This is a genomic window from Pseudomonas sp. (genome assembly GCF_032058845.1).
In the GTDB taxonomy this organism is placed as follows: Bacteria; Pseudomonadota; Gammaproteobacteria; order Pseudomonadales; family Pseudomonadaceae; genus Aquipseudomonas.
In genome coordinates this window covers 13937-35035 of sequence record NZ_DAMCCR010000023.1, presented here as the reverse complement: position 1 = coordinate 35035, position 21099 = coordinate 13937, and the positions used below count along the sequence as shown (strand labels likewise).

The following is a 21099-nucleotide window of genomic DNA, read 5'->3' as shown; positions in this document are numbered from 1 at the left end:
TTCTCCAGCGGCTTGGACGCTGCCTATGAATGTGGATTGCGATGAAGCCCATTGCATGCAGGCCTGGGGTGGCCTTTGCGGCTGACTGGAGCGGCGAAGCGGTCGCGCCCTCACTCAACCCGTGCTGTGCGCGACAGCGCGACGCCGTGTGGCAGACGCCTGCCGGGTGTCGTGCTGAGGCATCGGCGAAGCGCTGCGAGCGAGGTTTTGAAAACGGCCCTGATCGCCACCAACGCCACAGCCACGTCCCTCAAATCCAGGAATGTCGGGCAGGTAGTGCGCCGTTCAGGTAATAGGCGCCCACCGCGTGGTACTTCCAGCGCACGGGGTCATGCAGGGTGTGCACCCGGGCATTGCGCCAGTGCCGGTCGAGGTTGAACTCGGCCAGGGTCGCGCGGCTGCCGGCCAGCTCGAACAGCTTCTCGCTGGCCTGCAGGGCGATCTCGGTGGTCAGCACCTTGGCCTCTGCCACGGCAATCGAGGCCCGCGCTGCGGCGGTGGCATCGATGGGGGCACGGTTGACCTCATCGAGCACCCGCGCAGCCTTGCGCAGCAGCGCCTGGGCGGCGTGCAGCTCCAGCTTCAGGCGACCGACGTCGGCGATCACGTAAGGGTCGTCGCTGGCGCGCTGCACATTGGCGTCGATCCACGGTCGGGATTTCTCACGCACGAAGGTGATGGCCTCGTCGATGGCCGCTTCGGCGATACCGGCATCGATGGCGGCCTGAATCAGCTGCGAGGCGGCGCCCTGGATGTTCGGCACCTCGCGCTGGCGACCGGTGTCGATGACCCGTTCGGCGTCCACCGGCACCTCATCCAGCAACACCGTGCCGCTGGCCGTGGTGCGCTGGCCGAAGCCTGACCAGTCATCGACGATGCGCAACCCAGGGCTGCCACGGCGCACAAACGCGAGGCGCGTATGGCCCTGTTCATCCAGCGCCTTCACCGCGACCCAATGGGCGAACAAGGCGCCGGTGGAATAGAACTTTTCACCGCTCAGGCGATAGCTCTCGCCCTGCCGGGTAATGCGCGCCTTGAGCGTAAGGGTGTCCTTGGTGCCGCGCTCTGGGCCGGCGTTACCGATGCGCGCACCGTCCAGCACGCTGCGGAACACCAGTGCCTGCTGGGCGGGCGTGGCGGTCAGGCGAAGCAGTTGAAGGATGCCGAACTGGTTCTGTGGAATCTGCCCCAAGGCAGGGTCAGCCGCGCTGATCACCCGAAACACTTCGGCAATCGCGGCGAAGGAAACGTCCGGACCGCCGTACTGTTTCGGCACGCTGATGCTACCCAGACCGCTGGCCGTGAAGTGCTCGATTTCAGCCCAGGGCAGAGCGCGTTGGCGGTCGCGAGAAGCGGCCTGTACGCGAGCCACCGCAGCGAGCTCGTGCGCTGCCTGCACGGCCTCGGCATCATCTCGCAGTACCTTGGCCGGCAGCAGCGGCGGGGAAACGTCATGTTCCACGTGGAACGAAGTGCTTGCTTGGCTGGACATCAGTGCCGCTCCGTAGCTGCACGCGATGCCCCGGCGGTGTGCGCAGGGAAGACCGGAACCATGGCGTACCTCACAAATTGGATAAGTCGCTTCGAGTGAAGACGACAAACGTTTGCTGGTCCGGTGGTCCGGTCCATATACCTTAATGTGTTGTTAAATGTTTATGAAATAGCTTTTTTGAATATGAATAGAAGCCGGCGCTCAGGCTCGCCGGCGCGTTATTCCGAAGCCGCCGTACCCAGAAACTTGCGCAGAAACTGCCGGGTCCGTTCTTCTTTCGGGTTGGCGAACAGCGCTTTTGCCTCACCCTGTTCGACGATCACGCCCTTGTCGAAAAAGACCACGCGGTTCGCGACATCGCGAGCAAAGCTCATTTCATGCGTCACGATGATCAAGGTGCGCTGCTCCTCGGCAAGGCTGCGAATGGTGGCCAATACCTCACCTACCAGTTCGGGGTCCAGCGCCGAAGTGGGCTCGTCGAACAGCATCACCTGCGGCTCCATCGCCAGCGCCCGGGCTATCGCCACACGTTGTTGCTGCCCCCCTGACAACCGGCGCGGGTAGGCACTTTCCTTACCCGCCAGGCCGACCTTGGCCAACAGCGCCTGGCCCAACTTCAGCGCCTGCTCGCGGGGCATCTTCTTCACCACCAACGGCCCCTCGATGACGTTTTCCAGGGCCGTGCGGTGTGGGAACAGGTTGAAGTTCTGGAACACGAAACCGGCCTGCTGGCGCAACTGACGAATCGCAGCCTGTTGCTTGTTCAGCGGGCGGTCGGCATCGATGCTGATCGAACCGATGCGCACCTTGCCCGCGTCTGGGGTTTCCAGCAGGTTCAGGCAGCGCAGGAAGGTGGTTTTGCCCGAGCCGCTTGGCCCGATGATGGCAACCACTTCGCCAGCGTTGACGTGCAGGTCGATGCCTTCGAGCACCGTCTGGCCGTTGAAACGCTTGGTCAGGCCTTCGACGACGATCATGCTCATGGCTCCAGGTCATGGCGGTTGGCCCGTGCTTCAAGGCGGTTCTGCAGGTGTGCCAGAAGGCTGGCCAGGACCCAGTAGATCAGCGCAGCGGCCAGGTACATCGTGAACACCTCGAAGGTGCGGGCGGTGATGAGTTGGGCCTGGCGAAACAGCTCCGGGACCTGAATGGTGGCCGCCAGGGCGGTGTCCTTGACCAGTGAGATGAAGCTGTTGCCCAGCGGCGGCAGGGCGGTGCGCATGGCCTGCGGCAGGATCGCCCGGCGCAGCGCCTGGGCGCGCGTCATGCCGATGCTGGCGCAGGCTTCCCATTGGCCCTTGTCGATCGAACCGATGGCCGCGCGCAGGATTTCACAGGCATAGGCCGCCATGTTCAGCGAGAAACCGATCAGCGCGGCGGGCACCGGGTCCAGCTCGATGCCGACCTGGGGCAGGCCGTAGTAGATCAAGAACAGCTGCACCAGCAGGGGCGTGCCGCGAAAGAACGACACGTACAGGCGCGCCAGCCAGCTGACCGGCCACAGCCGCGACAGGCGCATCAGTGCCAGCGCAAAACCCAGGATCAGTCCGAAGAACATCCCGCCCACACTGAGGATGACCGTGAAGTACGCGCCCTTGAGCAGGAACGGCAGCGAGTCGAGGGCCAGTTGCAGGCTGCTCTCGATCATTGCGTGACGTCAGCCCCGAAGTATTTCTGTGACAACGCGGTCAAGGTGCCGTCGGCCTTCAGTGCAGCCAGCGCCTTGTTCACGGCTTCGAGCAATTCAGGCTCGCCCTTGCGGATGGCAATGCCCGATTCCAGTCGCGAGAACGCTTCGCCGGCCAGGGCGGTGTCGGGCGCTTTGCGGGTGTATTCCAGCGCGGCCAGGCGATCGATCAGAATGGCGTCGATACGGCCGACTTTCAGGTCCTGAAATTTCACTGGATCGTCGTTGTAGGTGCGCACATCTGCGGTGGGCACTTCCTTGCGCAACCACTGTTCATAGTTGGTGCCCAGACCGACCCCGACCTTTTTCCCGCCCAGGTCAGCAGCGTGGTTGATGGCAAGCTTGTCGAGGTTCTTCTTCAGCACCAGCGCCTGGATGCCGGAAATGGTGTACGGCGTGGAGAAGTCATACTTGTTCCTGCGCTCGTCCGAAATGGTCACCTGATTGACCACCACGTCCAGTCGCCTGGAGTCCAGCGCGGCAAGAATGCCGTCCCAGGGCGTAGGTTGCAGCTTGACCTTCACGCCGAGCTGCTTGGCCAGGGCTTCGGACAGCTCCACCTCGAAGCCGCTCAGCTTGCCGCTCTCGTCGGCGAAGCTGAACGGCGGGTAGGTGCCTTCGAGCCCGACCTTGAGCTCGCCTTTTTCCTGAAGGGTCTTGAGCTGGTCGCCTGCCCAGGCCTGGCCGAGCAAGCCAGCGCCCAGCAGCAGGGCGAGCGAAGCGGTAAGAAACGGTTTGGCGAGTCTGATCATGGGAAGCCCTGCGTGATGGAGGTGAGTATGGCGGGCGACGATACAGCGCTGGGTACGAAAGCCGGAAAAACGCAATGGGTCTTTGCTTATGCCCGAACGAGGCCTGTCCAATCGCCAATGCTGCTTAGCGTAGGCCAGGAAACGCTGCCCCGTGCGTTCGCCAGGTGCTGGCTGAGCCTGTTGGCGATGAAGGTCAGGCTGGGCGCCCCCGGTTAAGCCTTCGCGCCAGGCGCCGCCACCTGTTTTCCAGAGACCGGCTGAACGGGTCGCTCGGCTGTTCAGGCAGAGCCTGATGGCGCATCGCCCACAGGCGCGCACATCAGCGCTTCTGTGACGGTGCAGGATTGCCGTAGAGTAAATGCCAGCATTCGCCCTTTCCCCCGATCCGACCTGTGGCAGGAGACCCCCGTGAGCCAACACCCTTCGACCAGCCAGTGGCAGCTGCCGGCCATCGTCAGTGGCCTGCGCGGCGCCCGCGAGCAATGGCGTACCCAGAACGGCCGCAGCAGCGGCGAGAAAGGCGGGCGTGAGCTGCCCTCGCGTGAAGCCATTGGCGAGGTGTTCGCGCTGCTCTGTGGCGCGCTGTTCCCCATGCGTCTTGGGCCGGTCGACTTGCGTGAAGAAAGCGAAGACTTCTACGTCGGCCACACCCTCGATACCGCGCTGACGGCGCTGCTGACCCAGGCGCGCCTGGAACTGCGCTACGCCGCGCGGCATGAAAATGCCGACGTCGCCACCACCGATGCCCATGCACTGGCGCTGATTCAGGCATTCGCCGCCGAGCTGCCGCACTTGCGTGTGCTGCTCGACACCGACGTACTGGCGGCCTACCACGGTGATCCGGCGGCGCGCAGCGTCGACGAGGTGCTGCTGTGCTACCCGGGCATTCTGGCGATCATCCATCACCGCCTGGCCCACCACCTGTACCGTGCCGGGCTGCCATTACTGGCACGCATCGGTTCGGAGCTGGCGCACTCGGCTACCGGCATCGACATTCACCCAGGTGCGCAGATCGGCTCGGGCTTCTTCATCGACCACGGCACGGGTGTGGTGATCGGCGAGACGGCCATCATCGGCGAACGGGTGCGCATCTATCAGGCCGTGACCCTGGGCGCCAAGCGCTTCACGGCCGATGAGTCGGGCACCTTGCACAAGGGCCAACCGCGCCACCCGATCGTCGAAGACGACGTGGTGATCTATGCCGGCGCCACGATCCTGGGGCGCATCACCATCGGCCAGGGTTCGATCATCGGCGGCAACGTCTGGCTGACCCGCAGCGTGCCGCCTGAGAGCAACATCACCCAGGCCAACCTGCAGCTCGACTGCGACAGCACCCGCTAAGCCGCTTCAGCCCACTGCAGGCCCTGTGTGACGGGGTCTGCAGGGGCGCTCATGCAGCACGGAACTTGCCCGACAACGCACCTCTCTGAAGCACACATCAAGCCGCGAATCCGCCATGCCGTTCGGCCCGGCTGGTTCGCAATGACCTGCGATCCATGTTTAACTTGAACGTGTGTTCAATATAAAAACGCTGGTCTGTTGCTGGTGTTCAACGGGAGGATTGCCTTTGCTGAACCTGTCTACTACGAACGTTCCAAGCCCTTGCGTGGTGCACCTGTGATGAGTGCATCAGTGCCTGATTCCGCGCCTGAAAAAGCCCGCATGAACCCGCCGGTGTTCTACTTTGCGGCAAGCGTCATTCTGCTGTTCGGCCTGACGGTCATCAGCTTTCCGGAGGCTGCCGGCAACTGGTTGCTGGCAGCGCAGAACTGGGCGGCCAATACGGTCGGCTGGTACTACATGCTGGCCATGACGCTGTATCTGGTCTTCGTGGTGGTCACCGCCTTGTCGGGCTACGGCAAGATCAAGCTCGGTGCCGACCACGACGAACCCGAATTCAGCTACCTGTCCTGGGCGGGCATGCTGTTTGCCGCCGGCATCAGCATCACCCTGTTCTTCTTCTGTGTCTCCGAACCGCTGACCCACATGCTGATGCCGCCGCAAGGCGAGGGCGGCACGGTGGAAGCCGGGCGCCAGGCGATGCAGATCCTGTTCCTGCACTGGGGTTTTCATGGCTGGGGCGTATTCGCCTTCGTCGGCATGGCCCTGGCGTATTTCGCCTACCGGCACAACCTGCCACTGGCCTTGCGCTCGGCGTTGTACCCGCTGATCGGCAAGCGCATCAACGGCCCCATCGGTTATGCGGTGGATGGCTTCGGCATCATCGCCACGGTGTTCGGCCTGGGCGCCGACATGGGCTTTGGCGTCCTGCACCTGAACTCCGGGCTCGACTACCTGTTCGGCATCAGCCATAGCCAGTGGGTGCAGGTGGCGTTGATCGTGCTGATGATGGGCGCCGCCGTGGCCGTGGCCGTGGCGGGTGTGGAGAAGGGCGTGCGGGTGATGTCGGACATCAACCTGTTCCTGGCCTGCGCGTTGCTGCTGTTCGTACTGTTCGCCGGCCCCACCCAGCACCTGTTCAATACCCTGATCCAGAACGTCGGTGATTACCTCGGTGCCTTGCCAAGCAAGAGCTTCGACGTTTATGCCTATGGCGAGAACCGCGACTGGCTGGGCGGCTGGACGGTGTTCTACTGGGCCTGGTGGATTGCCTGGTCGCCGTTCGTGGGGCTGTTCATCGCGCGCATTTCCCGTGGCCGTACCATCCGCGAGTTCGTCTTCGGCGTGCTGCTGATCCCGCTCGGTTTCACCCTGGCGTGGATGTCGATCTTCGGCAACAGCGCGCTGGACCAGGTGATCAACCACGGCATGACAGCCCTGGGCCAGTCGGCCCTGGACAACCCGTCGATGAGCCTCTATCTGCTGCTGGAAACCTACCCCTGGAGCAAGACGGTGATCGCCGTCACGGTGTTCATCAGCTTCGTGTTCTTCGTCACCTCGGCCGACTCCGGCACCGTGGTGCTCTCGACCCTGTCCGCCAAGGGCGGCGATGCCGACGAAGACGGCCCGAACTGGCTGCGCATCTTCTGGGGCGCGATGACCGCGCTGGTGACCATCAGCCTGCTGTTCGCCGGCAGCATCGACTCGCTGAAATCGGCGGTGGTGCTGACCTCGCTGCCGTTCTCGCTGATCCTGCTGTGCATGATGTGGGGGCTGCACAAGGCCTTCCACCTCGAATCGCAGCGGCGTATCGCGCAGTTGCATTCGCTGGCACCGTTTGCCCAGTCCCGCCGCGGTCGCGGCGGCTGGCGCCAGCGCTTGAGCCAGGTGGTGCACTTCCCGTCGCGCGATGAGGTGTACCGCTTCATGGATGACGTGGTGCGCCCGGCGATCGAGGAGGTGACCGAGGTATTCGAGCAGAAAGGCCTGGTGCTGATCACCCAGGACGACCCGGCGCATGACAATGTCAGCCTCAAGGTGGGCCATGGCGAGGAACAGCCGTTCATCTATCAGGTGCAGATGCGCGGTTACTTCACCCCGTCCTTCGCCCTGGGCGGCATTGGCTCGCAAGAGCTGAAGAACCGCCGTTACTACCGCGCCGAGGTGCACTTGTCCGAAGGCAGCCAGGACTACGACCTGGTCGGCTACAGCAAGGAGCAGATCATCAACGACATCCTCGACCAGTACGAACGGCACATGCAGTTCCTGCACATGGTGCGCTAGCGTGCCGCCCAGGCCCGTCACCCGACGGCCTGGGCACCTCCCTGCGCCGGCTCAGAACGGCGCATCCCCCAGAATCGTCGCGCGGTGCATCACCCGGCGCTGCGGCCGGTAGTCATCGACCGCATAGTGCTGGGTGACGCGGTTATCCCAGAAGGCCACGTCGTTGGCCTGCCAGCGCCAGCGGATGCTGAACTCGGGACGGGTGGCGTGGGCGAACAGCAGCTTCAGCAGCGCTTCGCTTTCATAGGCTTGCAGCTCGTTGATGCGCGTAGTGAACCCTTCATTGACGAACAACGCCTTGCGCCCGCTGACCGGGTGCGTGCGCACCACCGGATGGGACAGCGGCGGGTAGTCGCGGCGGGTCGCCTCCCAGCGCGCCAGGTCCTCGGCGGTGCTGCCGAAGCGCTCCAGCGGAAACGAGTGAGTGAAGTCGTGGGTCGCCGTCAGGCCTTCGAGCATCGCCCGTAGCGGCGCCGACAACGCCTCGAACGCGGCGATGCCGCTGGCCCACAGCGTGTCGCCGCCATAGGCCGGCACCTGTTTGGCGGTGAGCACGGCGCCGAGCGCGGGGGTGGGCAGGAAGGTCACGTCGGTGTGCCAGATGGCGTTGTCGCGCACATCGGTGACGGCGGTGTCGAGGATCAGCACCTGCGGGACGTCGGCGACTTTCGGATAGATGGGATGAACGTGCAGATCACCGAACTGCGCGGCGAAGCGTGCTTGCTCGGTGGGCGTCAGCGGCTGATCACGGAAGAACAGCACCTGATGGTTCAACAGCGCCTGCTCGATGGCCTCACGCTGGGTAGCGCCGAGGGGCTGGGCCAGGTCGATGCCGCTGATGTGCGCGCCCAGGGCCGGTGCCAGGGGGGTGATGGTCAGGCTCATGAAAGTCTCCAGGGTCGGTGGTGGACGGTGATTCAGCGCAGGTTGCCGTGCCAGGGCACCAGCCGCCGTTGCAGGGCCCGCAGGCCCATTTCCAAGGCAAACGCGATCGCCGCGATCAGCACGATGCCCAGCACCACCACATCGGTGACCAGGAACTGCGCGGCCGACTGCACCATGAAGCCCAGCCCGCGGGTGGCGGCGATCAGCTCGGCAGCCACCAGCGTCGACCAGCCGACACCCAGGCCAATGCGAATGCCGGTCAGAATGTCGGGCAGGGCGCTGGGCAGAATCACGTGGCGGATCAGTTGCCCGCGCGTGGCGCCCAGCGACTGCGCGGCCCGGAGCCGGACCGGATCGACACTGCGCACGCCCGTGGCGGTGGCAATGGCGATGGGGGCGAAGATGGCGAGGTAGATCAGCAATACCTTGGACAGCTCGCCGATGCCGCACCAGATGACGATCAATGGCAGGTAGGCCAGGGGTGGAATGGGCCGGTAGAACTCGATCAACGGGTCGAGAATGCCTCGTGCCACACGGTTGTGACCGATGGCCAGGCCCACCGGGATCGCCGTCAGCGTGGCCAGCAGCAAGGCCACGCCGATGCGCCCGAGGCTCGCGCCCAGGTGCTGCCACAGGCTGGCCTCCATGTAGCCTTGGCCGAGCACCTGTCGGGCTGCGCTCAGCACTTCACCCGGGGAGGGCAGGAACAGCGGTTCCACCCAGCCCGCCGCGGTCACTAGCCACCAGGCCAGCAGCAGGCTGGCCAGGGTCAGGACACTGATCCAGCGGGTGGGCAGGGCGCGGCGCGAGCGCAGCGCCGGGGTCGATCGGGTCGCGAGATGGCTGCGCAGCGGCAGGTCGAGGCTGTTCATGCAGGCTCCTGTTGCCGGGTGGCCAGGCGTTGTTCGAATACCCGCGCCAGGACGTGTTCGCGGGTGGCAATGAAGGCCGGGTCGGACTTGATCGCGCGGGCCGGCTCGCCGGCCGCGTAGCGCTGGCCGAAGTCCAGTTGCAGGCGCTCGACGATGCGCCCGGGTTCAGGCGCCAGCAGCAGCAGATCGGTGGCCAGGAACACCGCTTCCTCGATGTCGTGGGTGATCAGGAAGATCGGCTTTGCGCTGCGCTGCCAGATCTGCAGCAACAGCTCCTGGACCTGCTCACGGGTGAAGGCGTCCAACGCACCGAACGGTTCGTCCATCAGCAGCAGCCGAGGGTCTGCGGCCAATGCGCGGGCCAGGCCGACGCGCTGTTGCTGCCCGCCCGACAACTGCCAGATACGCCGTTCGGCGAACCCAGCCAGATCGACCAACGCCAGCATCTCCCGCGCCTTGGCCTCGCGCTCGGCGCGCGGCACGCCGGCCAGCGCCAGGCCGAAGGCCACGTTGCCGAGCACATCTTGCCAGGGCAGCAGGCCGTGGGCCTGAAACACCACCCCGCGTTCGGCGCCCGGCCCCGTGATCGGCACGTCATCCAGGGTGATGCGCCCTGCACTGGGGGCGACGAAACCGGCGATCAGGTTCAGCAGCGAGGTCTTGCCGCTGCCTGACGGGCCAAGGGCGACCAACAACTGGCGCGGCCCCAGGCTCAGGTTGATGTCGGCCAGCACCGGCGTGCCGGCTTGTGAGTAGCGGGCGCTGACGTGCGCCAGTTCAAGCAAGGCCATGGTCGGCTCCGGTCGGTGGGTGGATCAGCGCGGCAGGAACCGGGCGCTGACGTAGGGCGAGTAATCCGGTAGTACTGCGGCCACCTTGCCCTGCTCCTTGAGGAAGGTGGCGGTGTCGGTCAGCGCTTGCGTGGTCGGTGCGCCCAGGGCCGTGGCCTGATCGGCGGCCAGCGGATAGACGTTGCCTTCGAGCAGCACGGGGATGTCCGCCGGCTTGGCGCCGGACAGCCGCGCCACCTTGCTGATGTTGTCGGGCTTGGCCAGCCAGGCCTTGGGGTCCTGGCGGTAGTCGGCATAGGCGTCGAGGGTGACTTTGGCGAACGCCTTGACCACCTCGGGGTGTTTGGCCGCGAAGTCCTTGCGCACGATCCACGCGTCGAAGGTCGGCGCGCCCTGGCTGGCCAGCTCACCCGAGGTGATCAGCACCTTGCCGTTTTCCTTGGCCACACCCAGGGCCGGGTCCCAGACGTAGGTGGCATCGATGTCACCGCGTTTCCATGCGGCAATGATGGCGGGCGGGGCCAGGTTGAGAATCTGCACCTTGGCCGGGTCGATGCCCCAGTGCTTCAGCGCCGCGAGCAGGCTGTAGTGGCCGGTGGACACGAACGGCACCGCGATTTTCTTGCCGATCAGCGCCTGCGGTGTGTCGATGCCGCTGCGTGCCACCAGGGCTTCGCCGGCGCCGATCTGAGTGGCAATGAGAAATGTCTCGATCGGCAGCTTGCGGGTGGCGGCGGCGGCCAGTGGGCTGGAGCCCAGGTAGCCAATCTGTACGTCGCCGGAGGCCACGGCGGTGATCACATCGGCGCCGTTATCGAACTTGCGCCAGTCGATGCTGGCGTGGCTGGCCTTTTCATAAGCGCCGTCGGCCTGGGCAGCCTTGGCCGGGTCGACGGTGGTCTGGTACGCCACGGTCAGGTCAGCCGCCTGCACCATCCAGCTGGCACTGGCCAAGGCAAGGGTGGCGAACAGGCGCAGTGGGCTAAAGGCGATCATGGGGTGTTCCTCATCAAGCAGGCGGGGGTGGAATGCTGATGAGGCTAAATGATCTAAGAAACTAAAAATAAATAACTTTTAGTCATTAGCTTAGGCGTGAAGTGTGTGTGAGACGGGACGGTGAGGGGACCTTTACCCGGGCCTGCAAGCGCCCGTTTCACATCTGCAGACGTCCCCGTGGTGGAAATTTTCTGGCATATAAAAAAGCTTGCTTAGTGCTGAATCGTCAAAGCGTTCCGACGTTATTCCAGAAAAATCTTACCCATTGTTCAAACAATCATTCTGGTTTTATCTGATTGTCATTATTCTGTAGTGCAATCGGCGTATTAGACCAAAGTCGCGAAACGATCTGTGACGATTGACTTCGCAGTCACGCTTTGGCGCTAATCGCCAACCGACGTGAGTCCGGCAGCAGACCGAGCCACTGAGAAGCACAAAAATTAGAACGTAGAGGAGCATTTCATGTACAAGTCCAGCCTGGCCATGGCCGTCGCCCTGGGGGTTTTCGCCCAACACGCAGCAGCTGCCGGTTTCGTTGAAGACAGCAAACTGTCTCTCAGCTCGCGCACCATGTATTTCGACAACAACAACCGTGAAGCTCACGGCGCCGTCCGTCCGGACCAGCGTGAGTCGGGTCAGGGCTTCAAGCTCGACTACATCTCGGGCTTCACCCAGGGCACCGTGGGTTTCGGCGTTGACGCCCAAGCGCTGTGGGGTATTCACCTCGATGGCGGCCGCGGCTACCACAAAGGTGGCTTCTTCCCGGACGATGGCGACGGTTCGGCCGATCAGTGGGCTCGCATCGGCGGCAACGCCAAGGCGCGTTTCTCCAAGACCGAAGCGCATTTCGGTAGCGCGCTGGCACCGAACCTGCCGATCCTCGTGTCGAACGACGGTCGTCTGCTGCCACAGACCTTCGAGGGTGCAACCATCCAGTCGAAGGAAATCGACAACCTGACCATCAACGCCGGTCAGCTGACCCACGCCATGGGCCGTGCGTCGAGCAACCACACCGGTCTGTCGGTCAACGGTGGTACCGAGGAAAGCAACAAGTTCCGCTACGGTGGTCTGGACTACAAGCTGACCAAAGACCTCACCCTGCAGTACTACTACTCGAACCTGGAAGACTTCTACAAACAGCACTTCCTGGGCGCGACCCACCTGTATCAGATCGACAAGGATCAGTCGTTCAAGACCGACCTGCGCTGGTTCAACAGCAGCAACGATGGCAAGAACGGTCAGGCCGGCTACCGCTTCAACAACAACGGCGGCTATGCCAGCACCCCGGGCCAGGTCGACAACAAGACCTGGTCGGCGATCTTCACCTACACCCTGGGCGGCAACTCGTTCCTGTTGGGCCACCAGCGCGTCAACGACGACGGCGGCTTTGTCTGGCTGAACCAGGGCAGCCTGGTCGGCGAAGGTGCGGGCGGCTCGAGCTTCTACCTGTTCACCGACAGCATGATCAACCAGTTCGCCAAGGCGGGTGAAAACACCACCTTCGGTCAATACGCCTACGACTTCGCCGGCTTGGGCGTTCCGGGCCTGAAGGCCTCGGTTTCGTACCTCAAGGGTGAAGACGGCAAGAACGCCAACGGCAACGGCACCTTCAGCGAGTGGGAGCGCGATGCGCGGATCGACTACGTGATCCAGCAAGGCCCGCTCAAAGGCCTGGGCACCAGCCTGCGTCATGGCGTGTACCGTGGCGCTGGCACCAGCTCGCTGGCTGACCAGGACCAGACACGTCTGATCTTCAACTACACCTACAACTTCCTGTAAGGCGTAGCTGAACCGAAAAGCCCTGCGTCATGCGCACTGCAGTTCACTTAAGCAACTGGGGCCGCTCCGCGGCCCATCGCGGCTAAAGCCGCTCCTACACCACCGCGATTACAGATATTACGCGGTCGGGTAGGAGCGGCTTCAGCCGCGATGGGCCGCAGAGCGGCCCCAACTGGTCTAACTGAGAGGCGCTACGCGTGATGCAGGGTTTTTTACGGGCCAAATTTTATATTTCTAAAAGCTATAAATAAATCATCATTGATTCTTTTTTATTTTATTCAGGTTCAGGCACAGTGAGTTCCATCTGGTAGAGATCAGCACAGGAACTGTACCCATGAGCCTAAAACTCGGCGACATCGCCCCCGATTTCGAGCAGGACTCCACCCTTGGCCCGCTGCGCTTTCACGAGTGGCTGGGCGACAGTTGGGGTGTGCTGTTTTCTCACCCGGCAGACTTCACCCCCGTCTGCACCACCGAACTGGGCCTGACCGCCAAGCTCAAGGATGAATTCGCCCAACGCGGGGTGAAGGCCATCGCCCTCTCGGTCGATCCGGCCGACTCCCATCACCGCTGGATCGATGACATCAACGAGACCCAGCACACGGTGGTGAATTTTCCGATCATCGCCGATGCCGACCGCAAGGTCTCCGATCTGTACGACCTGATCCACCCCAATGCCAGCGACACCCTGACGGTGCGCTCACTGTTCATCATCGATCCGCACAAGAAGGTGCGCCTGACCATCACCTACCCGGCCAGTACAGGGCGCAACTTCAACGAGATCCTGCGGGTGATCGATTCGTTGCAGCTTACCGACAGCCACAAGGTGGCCACACCGGGTAACTGGCAGCAGGGCGATGAGGTGGTGATCGTGCCGTCGTTGAAGGACGAAGACGAAATCAAGCGCCGTTTCCCCAAGGGTTACCGCGCCGTGAAGCCCTACCTGCGCCTGACCCCGCAGCCGGATCGCTGACCGAATCATCGTTGTACCTCGCATAGCCACACAGGGATTTCGGGCCGTTTCGACGGCCCTTTTTTTTGCCTGTCTGTCGGCCGTGCTGCGCCATGAGCGGACAAGCTCTCATAGTTCATAAAAGAATAACTAAATGAATAAATATGATTTCTAGATATATAAGGTAGCTGATAACGTTCTTCTCACCAGCACCCAAGGACACGTTGCCATGTTAGTTGTCGCCATCGGCGGAAGCCCCAGTACCCGTTCACGCTCCGGCCTGCTGCTCGATCATTCGCGCCAGTGGCTGCAGGAGCGTGGGGTGGAAGTGGTGACGTTCCAGGTGCGTGACTTCGCCGCCGAGGACCTGCTCCACGCGCGCTTCGACAGCCCGCAGGTCAAGCACTTCCAGGATGTCGTCGCCGAGGCTGACGGCGTGATCGTGGCAACGCCGGTGTACAAGGCCTCGTTCGCGGGCGGCCTGAAAACCCTGCTCGACCTGCTACCCGAACGCGCGCTGGAGCATCGCATCGTCTTGCCCATCGCCACCGGCGGCAGCATCGCGCACATGCTGGCCGTGGACTACGCGCTCAAGCCGGTGCTGTCGGCGCTCAAGGCGCAAGAGACCCTGCACGGGATCTTCGCCGATGACCGCCAGATCAGTTATCCACAGGGCGGCACGCCCGCCACCCTGGACACCGCGCTGCAAGCGCGTCTGCTCGACTCACTGGAAACGTTCCACCAAGCCCTGGCGCGCCGCCCTCGACCCGTGGCCCCAGGCGTACTCAATGAACGGCTGATCAGCGCTCGCTGGAGCATCTGAACAACCCTGCACCGATTTTCACCTTACTCGCCCGCCAACGGGCAAGCAGGTGCCACCCGAACCCTCATTCGTACAGGAGAGCGCTATGCGCACCGTCTTCTTGCGTCGTGGTCTGGTCGCCCTGTTTGTGGCGGCTGTGTCCTTCGGCGTCATCACCCAAGCCCAGGCCGATACCCTGCGCATCGGCTATCAGAAATACGGCACCCTGGTGCTGCTCAAGGCCAAGGGCACGCTGGAAAAGCGTCTGGCCGAGCAAGGCATCGACGTGAAGTGGACCGAGTTCCCCGGCGGGCCGCAGTTGCTCGAAGGCCTGAACGTGGGCTCCATCGATTTCGGTGTCACCGGCGAAACCCCGCCGGTCTTCGCCCAGGCCGCCGGGGCAGACCTGCTCTATGTGGCCTACGAGCCGCCTGCGCCGCAGAGCGAAGCGATCCTGGTGGCAAAAGACTCGCCCATTCAGTCGGTCAAAGACCTCAAGGGCAAGAAAGTCGCGCTGAACAAGGGCTCCAACGTGCATTACCTGTTGGTGCGCGCCCTGCAAGACGCCGGCCTGAAGTACAGCGATATCCAGCCGGTGTACCTGCCGCCGTCCGATGCCCGTGCCGCCTTCGAGCGCGGCAGTGTCGATGCCTGGGTGATCTGGGACCCGTACCAGGCCGCAGCCGAACAGCAGTTGCAGGCACGTACCCTGCGTGACGGCCAGGGCCTGGTGGACAACCACCAGTTCTACCTCGCCACCCGCAGCTACGCCGCCCAGCATCCGGCGGTGATCAGCGCTCTGGTCGAAGAGGTGAACCACGTCGGCCAATGGGCCAAGGCCAACCCTCAGGAAGTCACTGATCAGGTCGCCCCCCTGCTGGGCCTGCCTGCCGACATCACCCTGACCTCGATGAAGCGCCAGGGCTTCGGGGCCCAGCCGCTGACGCCGGAGGTGGTGGTCGCGCAGCAGAAGATTGCCGACGCCTTCCAGGCCCTGAAGCTGATTCCCAAGCCCTTGCTCATCAAGGACGTGATCTGGACCCCACCTGCCAAGGTCGCCACCGCGCCTTGATCGACCCCGCCCTGTCGGCCGCGCGCGGCAGGGCCCCTCTTGAGGAGACCGCTCCAATGAGCCTGAACATTTTCTGGTTCCTGCCCACCCACGGTGATGGCAAGTACCTGGGCACCTCCGAAGGCGCTCGCGCCGTCGACCATGGTTATCTGCAGCAGGTGGCGCAGGCCGCCGATCGCCTGGGGTTTGGCGGCGTGCTGATTCCCACCGGGCGTTCCTGCGAAGACTCCTGGCTGGTGGCCGCGTCGCTGATCCCGGTCACCCAGCACCTGAAGTTCCTGGTTGCGCTGCGCCCCGGGATCATTTCCCCGACGGTGGCTGCGCGCCAGGCGGCAACCCTCGACCGGCTGTCCAACGGCCGCGCCCTGTTCAACCTGGTGACCGGCGGTGACCCGGACGAGCTGGCCGGCGATGGCCTGCACCTGAACCATGAGGAGCGTTATGAGGCTTCGGTCGAGTTCACCCGCATCTGGCGCAAGGTGCTGGAAGGCGAAACGGTGGACTACGACGGCAAGCACATCCAGGTCAAAGGCGCCAAGTTGCTCTATCCGCCGATCCAGCAACCGCGACCACCGCTGTACTTTGGTGGCTCATCGGAGGCCGCGCAGGACCTGGCCGCCGAGCAGGTCGAGCTGTACCTGACCTGGGGCGAGCCGCCGGCTGCAGTGGCGGAAAAGATCGCCCAGGTGCGTGAGAAGGCGGCCGCGCAAGGCCGGGAAGTGCGCTTTGGCATTCGCCTGCACGTGATCGTGCGCGAAACCAATGCCGAAGCCTGGGCCGCAGCGGATCGCCTGATTTCCCATCTGGACGACGACACCATCGCCCGTGCCCAGGCCTCGTTGGCTCGTTTCGATTCGGTCGGCCAGCAGCGCATGGCCGCACTGCACGGCGGCAATCGCGACCGTCTGGAGGTCAGCCCCAACCTGTGGGCGGGCGTCGGCCTGGTACGCGGCGGTGCCGGCACTGCGCTGGTCGGCGATGGCCCGACCGTGGCGGCACGGGTCAAGGAGTATGCCGAGCTGGGCATCGATACCTTCATCTTCTCGGGCTATCCACACCTCGAAGAGTCGTACCGGGTCGCTGAGCTGCTGTTCCCGCACCTGGACGTGCAGCGGCCGGAACAGCCCAAGGCCGCCGGCTATGTGAGCCCGTTTGGCGAGATGGTGGCCAACGACATCCTGCCCAAAGCCGTGTCGCAGAGCTGAGGAGCGGATCATGAGCCATGCCTCTTCCAACACCCTCGGCCAGCGCCTGGCACCCTGGGCCTTGCCCGTCCTGCTGCTGGTGCTGTGGCAGCTGGCGGTGAGTGCCGGCTGGTTGTCGACGCGCATTCTGCCCGCGCCCAGCGCCGTGATCAGCGCCGGCGTCGAGCTGGTGCGCAGCGGCGAGATCTGGACCCACCTGGCCATCAGTGGCTGGCGCGCCGGGCTGGGCTTCGTCATCGGCGGCAGTATCGGCCTGGTCCTGGGCTTCATCACCGGGTTGTCGAACTGGGGCGAGCGCCTGCTCGACAGCTCGGTGCAGATGATCCGCAACGTGCCGCACCTGGCGCTGATTCCGCTGGTGATCCTGTGGTTCGGCATCGACGAGTCAGCGAAGATTTTCCTGGTGGCGCTGGGCACCCTGTTCCCGATCTACCTGAACACCTACCACGGCATCCGCAACGTCGATCCGGCACTGGTGGAAATGGCGCGCAGCTATGGGCTGTCGGGCTTTGCGCTGTTTCGCCAGGTGATTCTGCCCGGCGCCTTGCCGTCGATTCTGGTGGGCGTGCGTTTCGCCCTGGGCTTCATGTGGCTGACCTTGATCGTGGCGGAAACCATCTCGGCCAATGCCGGCATCGGTTATCTGGCGATGAACGCCCGTGAATTCCTGCAAACCGATGTGGTGGTGCTGGCCATCGTGCTCTACGCGGTGCTCGGCAAGCTCGCCGACCTGGCCGCGCGCGGCCTGGAGCGTGCCTGGCTGCGCTGGCACCCGGCTTACCAAGTGAAGAAGGAGGGCGCATGACCGTGCTCGAGTCCCAATCGCCGCACCTGCTGCGCGGCATTCCGCTGACGGTGGAGCACCTGCGCAAGACCTTTGGCCAGCGAGACGTGCTGCAAGGCATCGACCTGCAGATTCCAGCCGGGCAGTTCGTGGCCATCGTCGGGCGCAGCGGCTGTGGCAAGAGCACCTTGCTGCGCCTGCTGGCCGGCCTCGACCAACCCTCGGCGGGCCAACTGCTGGCGGGCGCTGCACCGCTGGCCCAGGCTCGCGAAGAAACCCGATTGATGTTCCAGGACGCGCGCCTGCTGCCCTGGAAGAAGGTGATCGACAACGTCGGCCTGGGCCTGTCCGGGGATTGGCGGGCGCAAGCCCTGCATGCCCTGCAGGCGGTTGGCCTGGAAGAACGTGCCAATGAATGGCCAGCCGCCCTGTCGGGCGGCCAGAAACAACGTGTGGCCCTGGCCCGTGCACTGATCCACAAGCCGCGCCTGCTGCTGCTCGATGAGCCGCTGGGCGCGCTGGATGCCCTGACCCGCATCGAGATGCAGCAACTGATCGAACGACTCTGGGGCGAACACGGCTTCACCGTGCTGCTGGTCACCCACGATGTGCACGAGGCCGTCGCGGTGGCCGACCGGGTGATCCTCATCGAAGACGGCGAAGTCGGCCTGGACCTGCAGGTCGATCTGACCCGCCCCAGGCTGCATGGCTCGCCGCTTCTGGCCGAGCTGGAAAGCCAGGTGCTCAACCGCGTCATGGCCATACCGGGTGCCGAACCCGCCGCAGAACCTGTTGCACCCCTGCCCACGCAATTGCGCTGGGCGCTCTGAACCCACCTGCTGTTCTTATCGACTCAAAGGAATCTCGACATGACCATCAAAGCGATCAACGTCCGTAACCAGTTCAAAGGCACCGTGAAAGAAATCCTCGAAGGCCCGGTACTGTCGGAAATCGACGTGCAGACGGCCTCCGGCGTCGTCACCTCGGTGATCACCACCCGCTCGGTCCGCGAGCTGGAATTGCATGTGGGGAGTGAGGTGATTGCGTTCGTGAAATCGACCGAGGTGTCGATCGCGAAGTTGTAAACACTGGCCGCGCCGGGCTGGCCAACGGCCACGGCGCGGAGTTTGTCTCGATGTCAGCGCTTTGCCAGATAGGCCGGCAGGTACAACCCCAGGTACGCCTCGAACACCCGCATCCCTTCCTCAGCCATGCGTGGCGTAATGCTGTCGTGCAGCTGCACCGACCGCGCATACACCCTGTCGCTCAGCGCCATGGCCAGGGCAAACACATCCACATCCTCAGGCAGGGCCGGCAGGTGAAAGTGCTGGTCGAACAGCGCGCGCATCAGGCTGTCCAGCTCCAGGTCGTGCTGGCGGTCGGCGCGGGTGACTTCGTTCAGCCCGTGCTGGGCCAGGATCAGCTGGCGCGCCGCGGCATCCTCGCGGTAGATGGCCTGGGTGCGCTGCTCGACCAGCCGCGCCAGGTCGTGCCAGGTGCGCAGCGTGCTGCTGTCGACGGGGGCTTGCAGGGCGGCGCGAAAAGCGTGATGGATGTCGGCGGTCAATGCTTCGAGCAGGGCCGGCACGCTGGCGAAGAAGTGGTACACCGAAGACGGCGGGATCTGCGCCCGTTCGGCCACGCTGTAGATCGACAGCCCGGCCACGCCGTGCTCAGGCAGCAGGGCGCGGGCCGCAGCGAGAATCGCCTCGATCCGCGCCTGGCTGCTGGCGCGAGGCCGGCGCGGGCCGGGCGTGCGGCTCATCAGGTGCTGATGGCCAGGATGCTGGCCTGGTAGGCCCCGACGAACAGGTCGAAATCACCCACTTCTTCCTGCTCCAGGCGGGTCTGCGCCACCAGCGATTCACGTGCCTGCGCTTCGAACGCCTGCTGTTGCTCATTGCTCAGCGGCGCGCTACGCAGCGTTTCGGCATGGGCCAGGCTCTGGCGCATGGAGAAGGCGGCAAAGCCTTCCTGGTTCTGCTGCATGCTCGCCAGCACCCGCGCCGACGGCGTCAACGACGGATCCTCGACCCTGGCGCGTTGCTGGTCCAGGGCATTGCCATGGGCCTCGCCGCCATGGGCCAGATCCAGCAGATCAGCGAAGGGGGCAATGCGGTCGAGCAGGTCGGTGGCCCAATCGCTCAGGCTGATCGCCCGGCCACTGCGGCTGAGTTCCAGGCCTGGGCGGCGTCCTTCCTTGACCACGGCCAGGAAGTTGCTGGTGCATTCGCCACACTCGGCGTTGTCGAGCTGTGGGCTGTCGTCCAGCGCGCAGAGCAGCAGGAAGGCATCGAGAAAGCGCGATTGCGCAAGATCGATGCCCACCGGCAGGAACGGATTGATGTCCAGGCAACGCACTTCGACGTACTGCACGCCCCGGGCGACCAGGGCCTGGATCGGCCGCTCGCCGGTATAGGTGACGCGTTTGGGGCGGATGTTGGAGTAGTACTCGTTTTCGATCTGCAGCACGTTGGTGTTGAGCTGCACCCACTCGCCGTCCTTGTGCGTGCCCACCTCGACATACGCCGGATACGGCGTGGCCACCGCGCGGCGCAGGCTGTCGGTGTAGCTGGCCAGGTCGTTGTAGCAGGGCGTGAGGCCGGCTTGCGCGTTGCTCTGGTAGCCCAGATCGCTCATGCGCAGGCTGGTGGCGTAGGGCAGGTACAGGGTATTGGCGTCGAACTGCTCCAGCTGATGCGCACGGCCGCGCAGGAAACCCGCATCCAGCGCAGGCGAGGCGCCGAACAGGTACATCAGCAGCCAGCTGTAGCGGCGGAAATTGCGGATCAGGCCGATGTACATCTTCGACTGGAAGTCGCGCTCGCTGTCCTGGCTGCCTTCGGCGTCACGCAGCAATGGCCACAGGGCTTCGGGCAGGGAAAAATTGTAATGGATGCCGGCGATGCACTGCATGGTGCGGCCATAGCGCAGCGCCAGGCCCTTGCGGTACACGTGCTTGAGCTTGCCGATGTTCGAGGTGCCGTACTCGGCGATGGGAATGTCTTCCTCGGCCGGCAGCGGGCAGGGCATCGAGGGGCTCCACAGGTACTCGTCGCCGAGCCCGGTGTAGACGAAACGGTGAATCTCTTCGAGGTTCTCCAGCACCTTGGCCGGGTCGGCCAGGGCAGGGGTGATGAACTCGAGCAGGGATTCGGAATAGTCGGTGGTGATCTGCTCGTTGGTCAGCGCCGATCCCAGGGTATGCGGATGCGGCGTCTGGGCCAGGCGACCTTCGGCGGTCACGCGAAGGCATTCACGTTCAATGCCGTGCAGGCACTGCGCGAGCAGAGGAAGATTGGCGCCGAGCAGGCTCAGGCGGCGGTTGAGGAGGTCACTCAAGTTGGATTCCTTCACGCGTCAGTCGGCCCAATATGGGGGTAGGAATGACGGTCTACAAGGGTAG

At 64.1% G+C, this 21099-nt stretch carries 20 protein-coding genes; 10 read left to right on the top strand and 10 right to left on the bottom strand.

Annotated features, from left to right (window positions below; genetic code table 11):
- Positions 1-250 precede the first annotated feature (250 nt).
- The 4 genes from RT028_RS06930 to tcyJ all read right to left on the bottom strand — a co-directional run bounded on the left by RT028_RS06930 (position 251) and on the right by tcyJ (position 3931).
- Positions 251-1492, bottom strand: a complete 1242-nt coding sequence (locus tag RT028_RS06930) for an SfnB family sulfur acquisition oxidoreductase (RefSeq protein WP_312933867.1) — start codon at positions 1490-1492, stop codon at positions 251-253.
- 218 nt (positions 1493-1710) lie between these two features.
- Positions 1711-2469, bottom strand: coding sequence for an L-cystine ABC transporter ATP-binding protein TcyN (gene tcyN, locus RT028_RS06925; RefSeq protein WP_312933900.1), 759 nt, complete (start codon positions 2467-2469; stop codon positions 1711-1713).
- Positions 2470-2471: 2 nt separating this feature from the next.
- The gene (tcyL, locus tag RT028_RS06920; RefSeq protein ID WP_312933865.1) at positions 2472-3140 is read right to left on the bottom strand and encodes a cystine ABC transporter permease; all 669 of its coding nucleotides are present in this window, start codon (positions 3138-3140) and stop codon (positions 2472-2474) included.
- Entirely contained in the window at positions 3137-3931 is a 795-nt protein-coding gene (gene tcyJ / locus RT028_RS06915; protein WP_312933863.1) for a cystine ABC transporter substrate-binding protein, read from the bottom strand. Before tcyJ ends, tcyL begins: the two co-directional genes overlap by 4 nt.
- 408 nt (positions 3932-4339) lie before the next feature.
- On the opposite strand from tcyJ, the gene epsC reads away from it, so the two are divergent.
- Together epsC and betT are read left to right on the top strand one after the other, a co-directional pair.
- The gene (gene epsC / locus RT028_RS06910) at positions 4340-5272 is read left to right on the top strand and encodes a serine O-acetyltransferase EpsC (protein ID WP_312933861.1); all 933 of its coding nucleotides are present in this window, start codon (positions 4340-4342) and stop codon (positions 5270-5272) included.
- Positions 5273-5551: 279 nt separating this feature from the next.
- Entirely contained in the window at positions 5552-7555 is a 2004-nt protein-coding gene (gene betT, locus RT028_RS06905) for a choline transporter BetT (RefSeq protein ID WP_312933859.1), read from the top strand.
- A 51-nt stretch (positions 7556-7606) separates the two neighbouring features.
- Here betT and tauD read toward each other — a convergent pair whose 3' ends face one another.
- The 4 genes from tauD to tauA are packed head-to-tail and all read right to left on the bottom strand — an operon-like array spanning position 7607 to position 11099.
- Positions 7607-8440 carry a taurine dioxygenase gene (gene tauD, locus RT028_RS06900; protein ID WP_312933857.1) on the bottom strand — a complete coding sequence of 278 codons (834 nt, stop codon included), beginning with the start codon at positions 8438-8440 and terminating at the stop codon, positions 7607-7609.
- 32 nt (positions 8441-8472) lie between these two features.
- Positions 8473-9312, bottom strand: a complete 840-nt coding sequence (gene tauC / locus RT028_RS06895; RefSeq protein ID WP_312933855.1) for a taurine ABC transporter permease TauC — start codon at positions 9310-9312, stop codon at positions 8473-8475.
- Entirely contained in the window at positions 9309-10103 is a 795-nt protein-coding gene (gene tauB / locus RT028_RS06890; RefSeq protein WP_312933853.1) for a taurine ABC transporter ATP-binding subunit, read from the bottom strand. The genes tauC and tauB overlap by 4 nt, the downstream gene beginning before the upstream one ends.
- Before the next feature lie 24 nt (positions 10104-10127).
- A complete protein-coding gene (tauA, locus tag RT028_RS06885; RefSeq protein ID WP_312933851.1) occupies positions 10128-11099 on the bottom strand; it encodes a taurine ABC transporter substrate-binding protein in 972 nt (323 codons plus the stop codon).
- 462 nt (positions 11100-11561) lie between these two features.
- Between tauA and RT028_RS06880 the strand changes: the two genes are divergently transcribed.
- From RT028_RS06880 to RT028_RS06845, 8 genes are all read left to right on the top strand, one after another.
- A complete protein-coding gene (locus tag RT028_RS06880; RefSeq protein WP_312933849.1) occupies positions 11562-12878 on the top strand; it encodes an OprD family porin in 1317 nt (438 codons plus the stop codon).
- A gap of 334 nt (positions 12879-13212) precedes the next feature.
- Positions 13213-13851 carry a peroxiredoxin gene (locus tag RT028_RS06875; protein WP_312933847.1) on the top strand — a complete coding sequence of 213 codons (639 nt, stop codon included), beginning with the start codon at positions 13213-13215 and terminating at the stop codon, positions 13849-13851.
- 208 nt (positions 13852-14059) lie between these two features.
- Positions 14060-14653 (top strand): NADPH-dependent FMN reductase, encoded by a 594-nt coding sequence (gene ssuE / locus RT028_RS06870; protein WP_312933845.1) that lies wholly within the window; start codon positions 14060-14062, stop codon positions 14651-14653.
- Between the two features lie 85 nt (positions 14654-14738).
- The gene (locus RT028_RS06865) at positions 14739-15704 is read left to right on the top strand and encodes a sulfonate ABC transporter substrate-binding protein (RefSeq protein ID WP_312933843.1); all 966 of its coding nucleotides are present in this window, start codon (positions 14739-14741) and stop codon (positions 15702-15704) included.
- 56 nt (positions 15705-15760) lie between these two features.
- Positions 15761-16909: an FMNH2-dependent alkanesulfonate monooxygenase gene (gene ssuD / locus RT028_RS06860; protein ID WP_312933841.1), complete on the top strand. Its 1149-nt coding sequence runs from the start codon at positions 15761-15763 to the stop codon at positions 16907-16909.
- Positions 16910-16919: 10 nt separating this feature from the next.
- A complete protein-coding gene (gene ssuC / locus RT028_RS06855) occupies positions 16920-17714 on the top strand; it encodes an aliphatic sulfonate ABC transporter permease SsuC (protein ID WP_312933839.1) in 795 nt (264 codons plus the stop codon).
- On the top strand, positions 17711-18523 hold the full coding sequence (gene ssuB, locus RT028_RS06850; RefSeq protein ID WP_312933838.1) for an aliphatic sulfonates ABC transporter ATP-binding protein: 813 nt from the start codon (positions 17711-17713) through the stop codon (positions 18521-18523). Before ssuC ends, ssuB begins: the two co-directional genes overlap by 4 nt.
- Before the next feature lie 39 nt (positions 18524-18562).
- Positions 18563-18778 (top strand): molybdopterin-binding protein, encoded by a 216-nt coding sequence (locus RT028_RS06845; protein ID WP_312933836.1) that lies wholly within the window; start codon positions 18563-18565, stop codon positions 18776-18778.
- A gap of 53 nt (positions 18779-18831) precedes the next feature.
- On the opposite strand, the gene RT028_RS06840 is transcribed toward RT028_RS06845, so the two are convergent.
- On the bottom strand, positions 18832-19458 hold the full coding sequence (locus tag RT028_RS06840) for a TetR/AcrR family transcriptional regulator (protein ID WP_312933834.1): 627 nt from the start codon (positions 19456-19458) through the stop codon (positions 18832-18834).
- Entirely contained in the window at positions 19458-21050 is a 1593-nt protein-coding gene (gene gshA, locus RT028_RS06835) for a glutamate--cysteine ligase (RefSeq protein WP_312933832.1), read from the bottom strand. The genes RT028_RS06840 and gshA overlap by 1 nt, the downstream gene beginning before the upstream one ends.
- Between the last annotated feature and the right edge of the window lie 49 nt (positions 21051-21099).

Excerpts from the sequence above, each read along its gene's own strand:
- RT028_RS06930 (WP_312933867.1), bottom strand. The coding sequence starts at position 1,492 with ATGTCCAGCCAAGCAAGCACTTCGTTCCACGTGGAACATGACGTTTCC.
- tcyN (WP_312933900.1), bottom strand. The coding sequence starts at position 2,469 with ATGATCGTCGTCGAAGGCCTGACCAAGCGTTTCAACGGCCAGACGGTG.
- tcyL (WP_312933865.1), bottom strand. The coding sequence starts at position 3,140 with ATGATCGAGAGCAGCCTGCAACTGGCCCTCGACTCGCTGCCGTTCCTG.
- tcyJ (WP_312933863.1), bottom strand. The coding sequence starts at position 3,931 with ATGATCAGACTCGCCAAACCGTTTCTTACCGCTTCGCTCGCCCTGCTG.
- betT (WP_312933859.1), top strand. The coding sequence starts at position 5,552 with ATGAGTGCATCAGTGCCTGATTCCGCGCCTGAAAAAGCCCGCATGAAC.
- tauD (WP_312933857.1), bottom strand. The coding sequence starts at position 8,440 with ATGAGCCTGACCATCACCCCCCTGGCACCGGCCCTGGGCGCGCACATC.
- tauC (WP_312933855.1), bottom strand. The coding sequence starts at position 9,312 with ATGAACAGCCTCGACCTGCCGCTGCGCAGCCATCTCGCGACCCGATCG.
- tauB (WP_312933853.1), bottom strand. The coding sequence starts at position 10,103 with ATGGCCTTGCTTGAACTGGCGCACGTCAGCGCCCGCTACTCACAAGCC.
- tauA (WP_312933851.1), bottom strand. The coding sequence starts at position 11,099 with ATGATCGCCTTTAGCCCACTGCGCCTGTTCGCCACCCTTGCCTTGGCC.
- RT028_RS06880 (WP_312933849.1), top strand. The coding sequence starts at position 11,562 with ATGTACAAGTCCAGCCTGGCCATGGCCGTCGCCCTGGGGGTTTTCGCC.
- RT028_RS06875 (WP_312933847.1), top strand. The coding sequence starts at position 13,213 with ATGAGCCTAAAACTCGGCGACATCGCCCCCGATTTCGAGCAGGACTCC.
- ssuE (WP_312933845.1), top strand. The coding sequence starts at position 14,060 with ATGTTAGTTGTCGCCATCGGCGGAAGCCCCAGTACCCGTTCACGCTCC.
- RT028_RS06865 (WP_312933843.1), top strand. The coding sequence starts at position 14,739 with ATGCGCACCGTCTTCTTGCGTCGTGGTCTGGTCGCCCTGTTTGTGGCG.
- ssuD (WP_312933841.1), top strand. The coding sequence starts at position 15,761 with ATGAGCCTGAACATTTTCTGGTTCCTGCCCACCCACGGTGATGGCAAG.
- ssuC (WP_312933839.1), top strand. The coding sequence starts at position 16,920 with ATGAGCCATGCCTCTTCCAACACCCTCGGCCAGCGCCTGGCACCCTGG.
- ssuB (WP_312933838.1), top strand. The coding sequence starts at position 17,711 with ATGACCGTGCTCGAGTCCCAATCGCCGCACCTGCTGCGCGGCATTCCG.
- RT028_RS06845 (WP_312933836.1), top strand. The coding sequence starts at position 18,563 with ATGACCATCAAAGCGATCAACGTCCGTAACCAGTTCAAAGGCACCGTG.
- RT028_RS06840 (WP_312933834.1), bottom strand. The coding sequence starts at position 19,458 with ATGAGCCGCACGCCCGGCCCGCGCCGGCCTCGCGCCAGCAGCCAGGCG.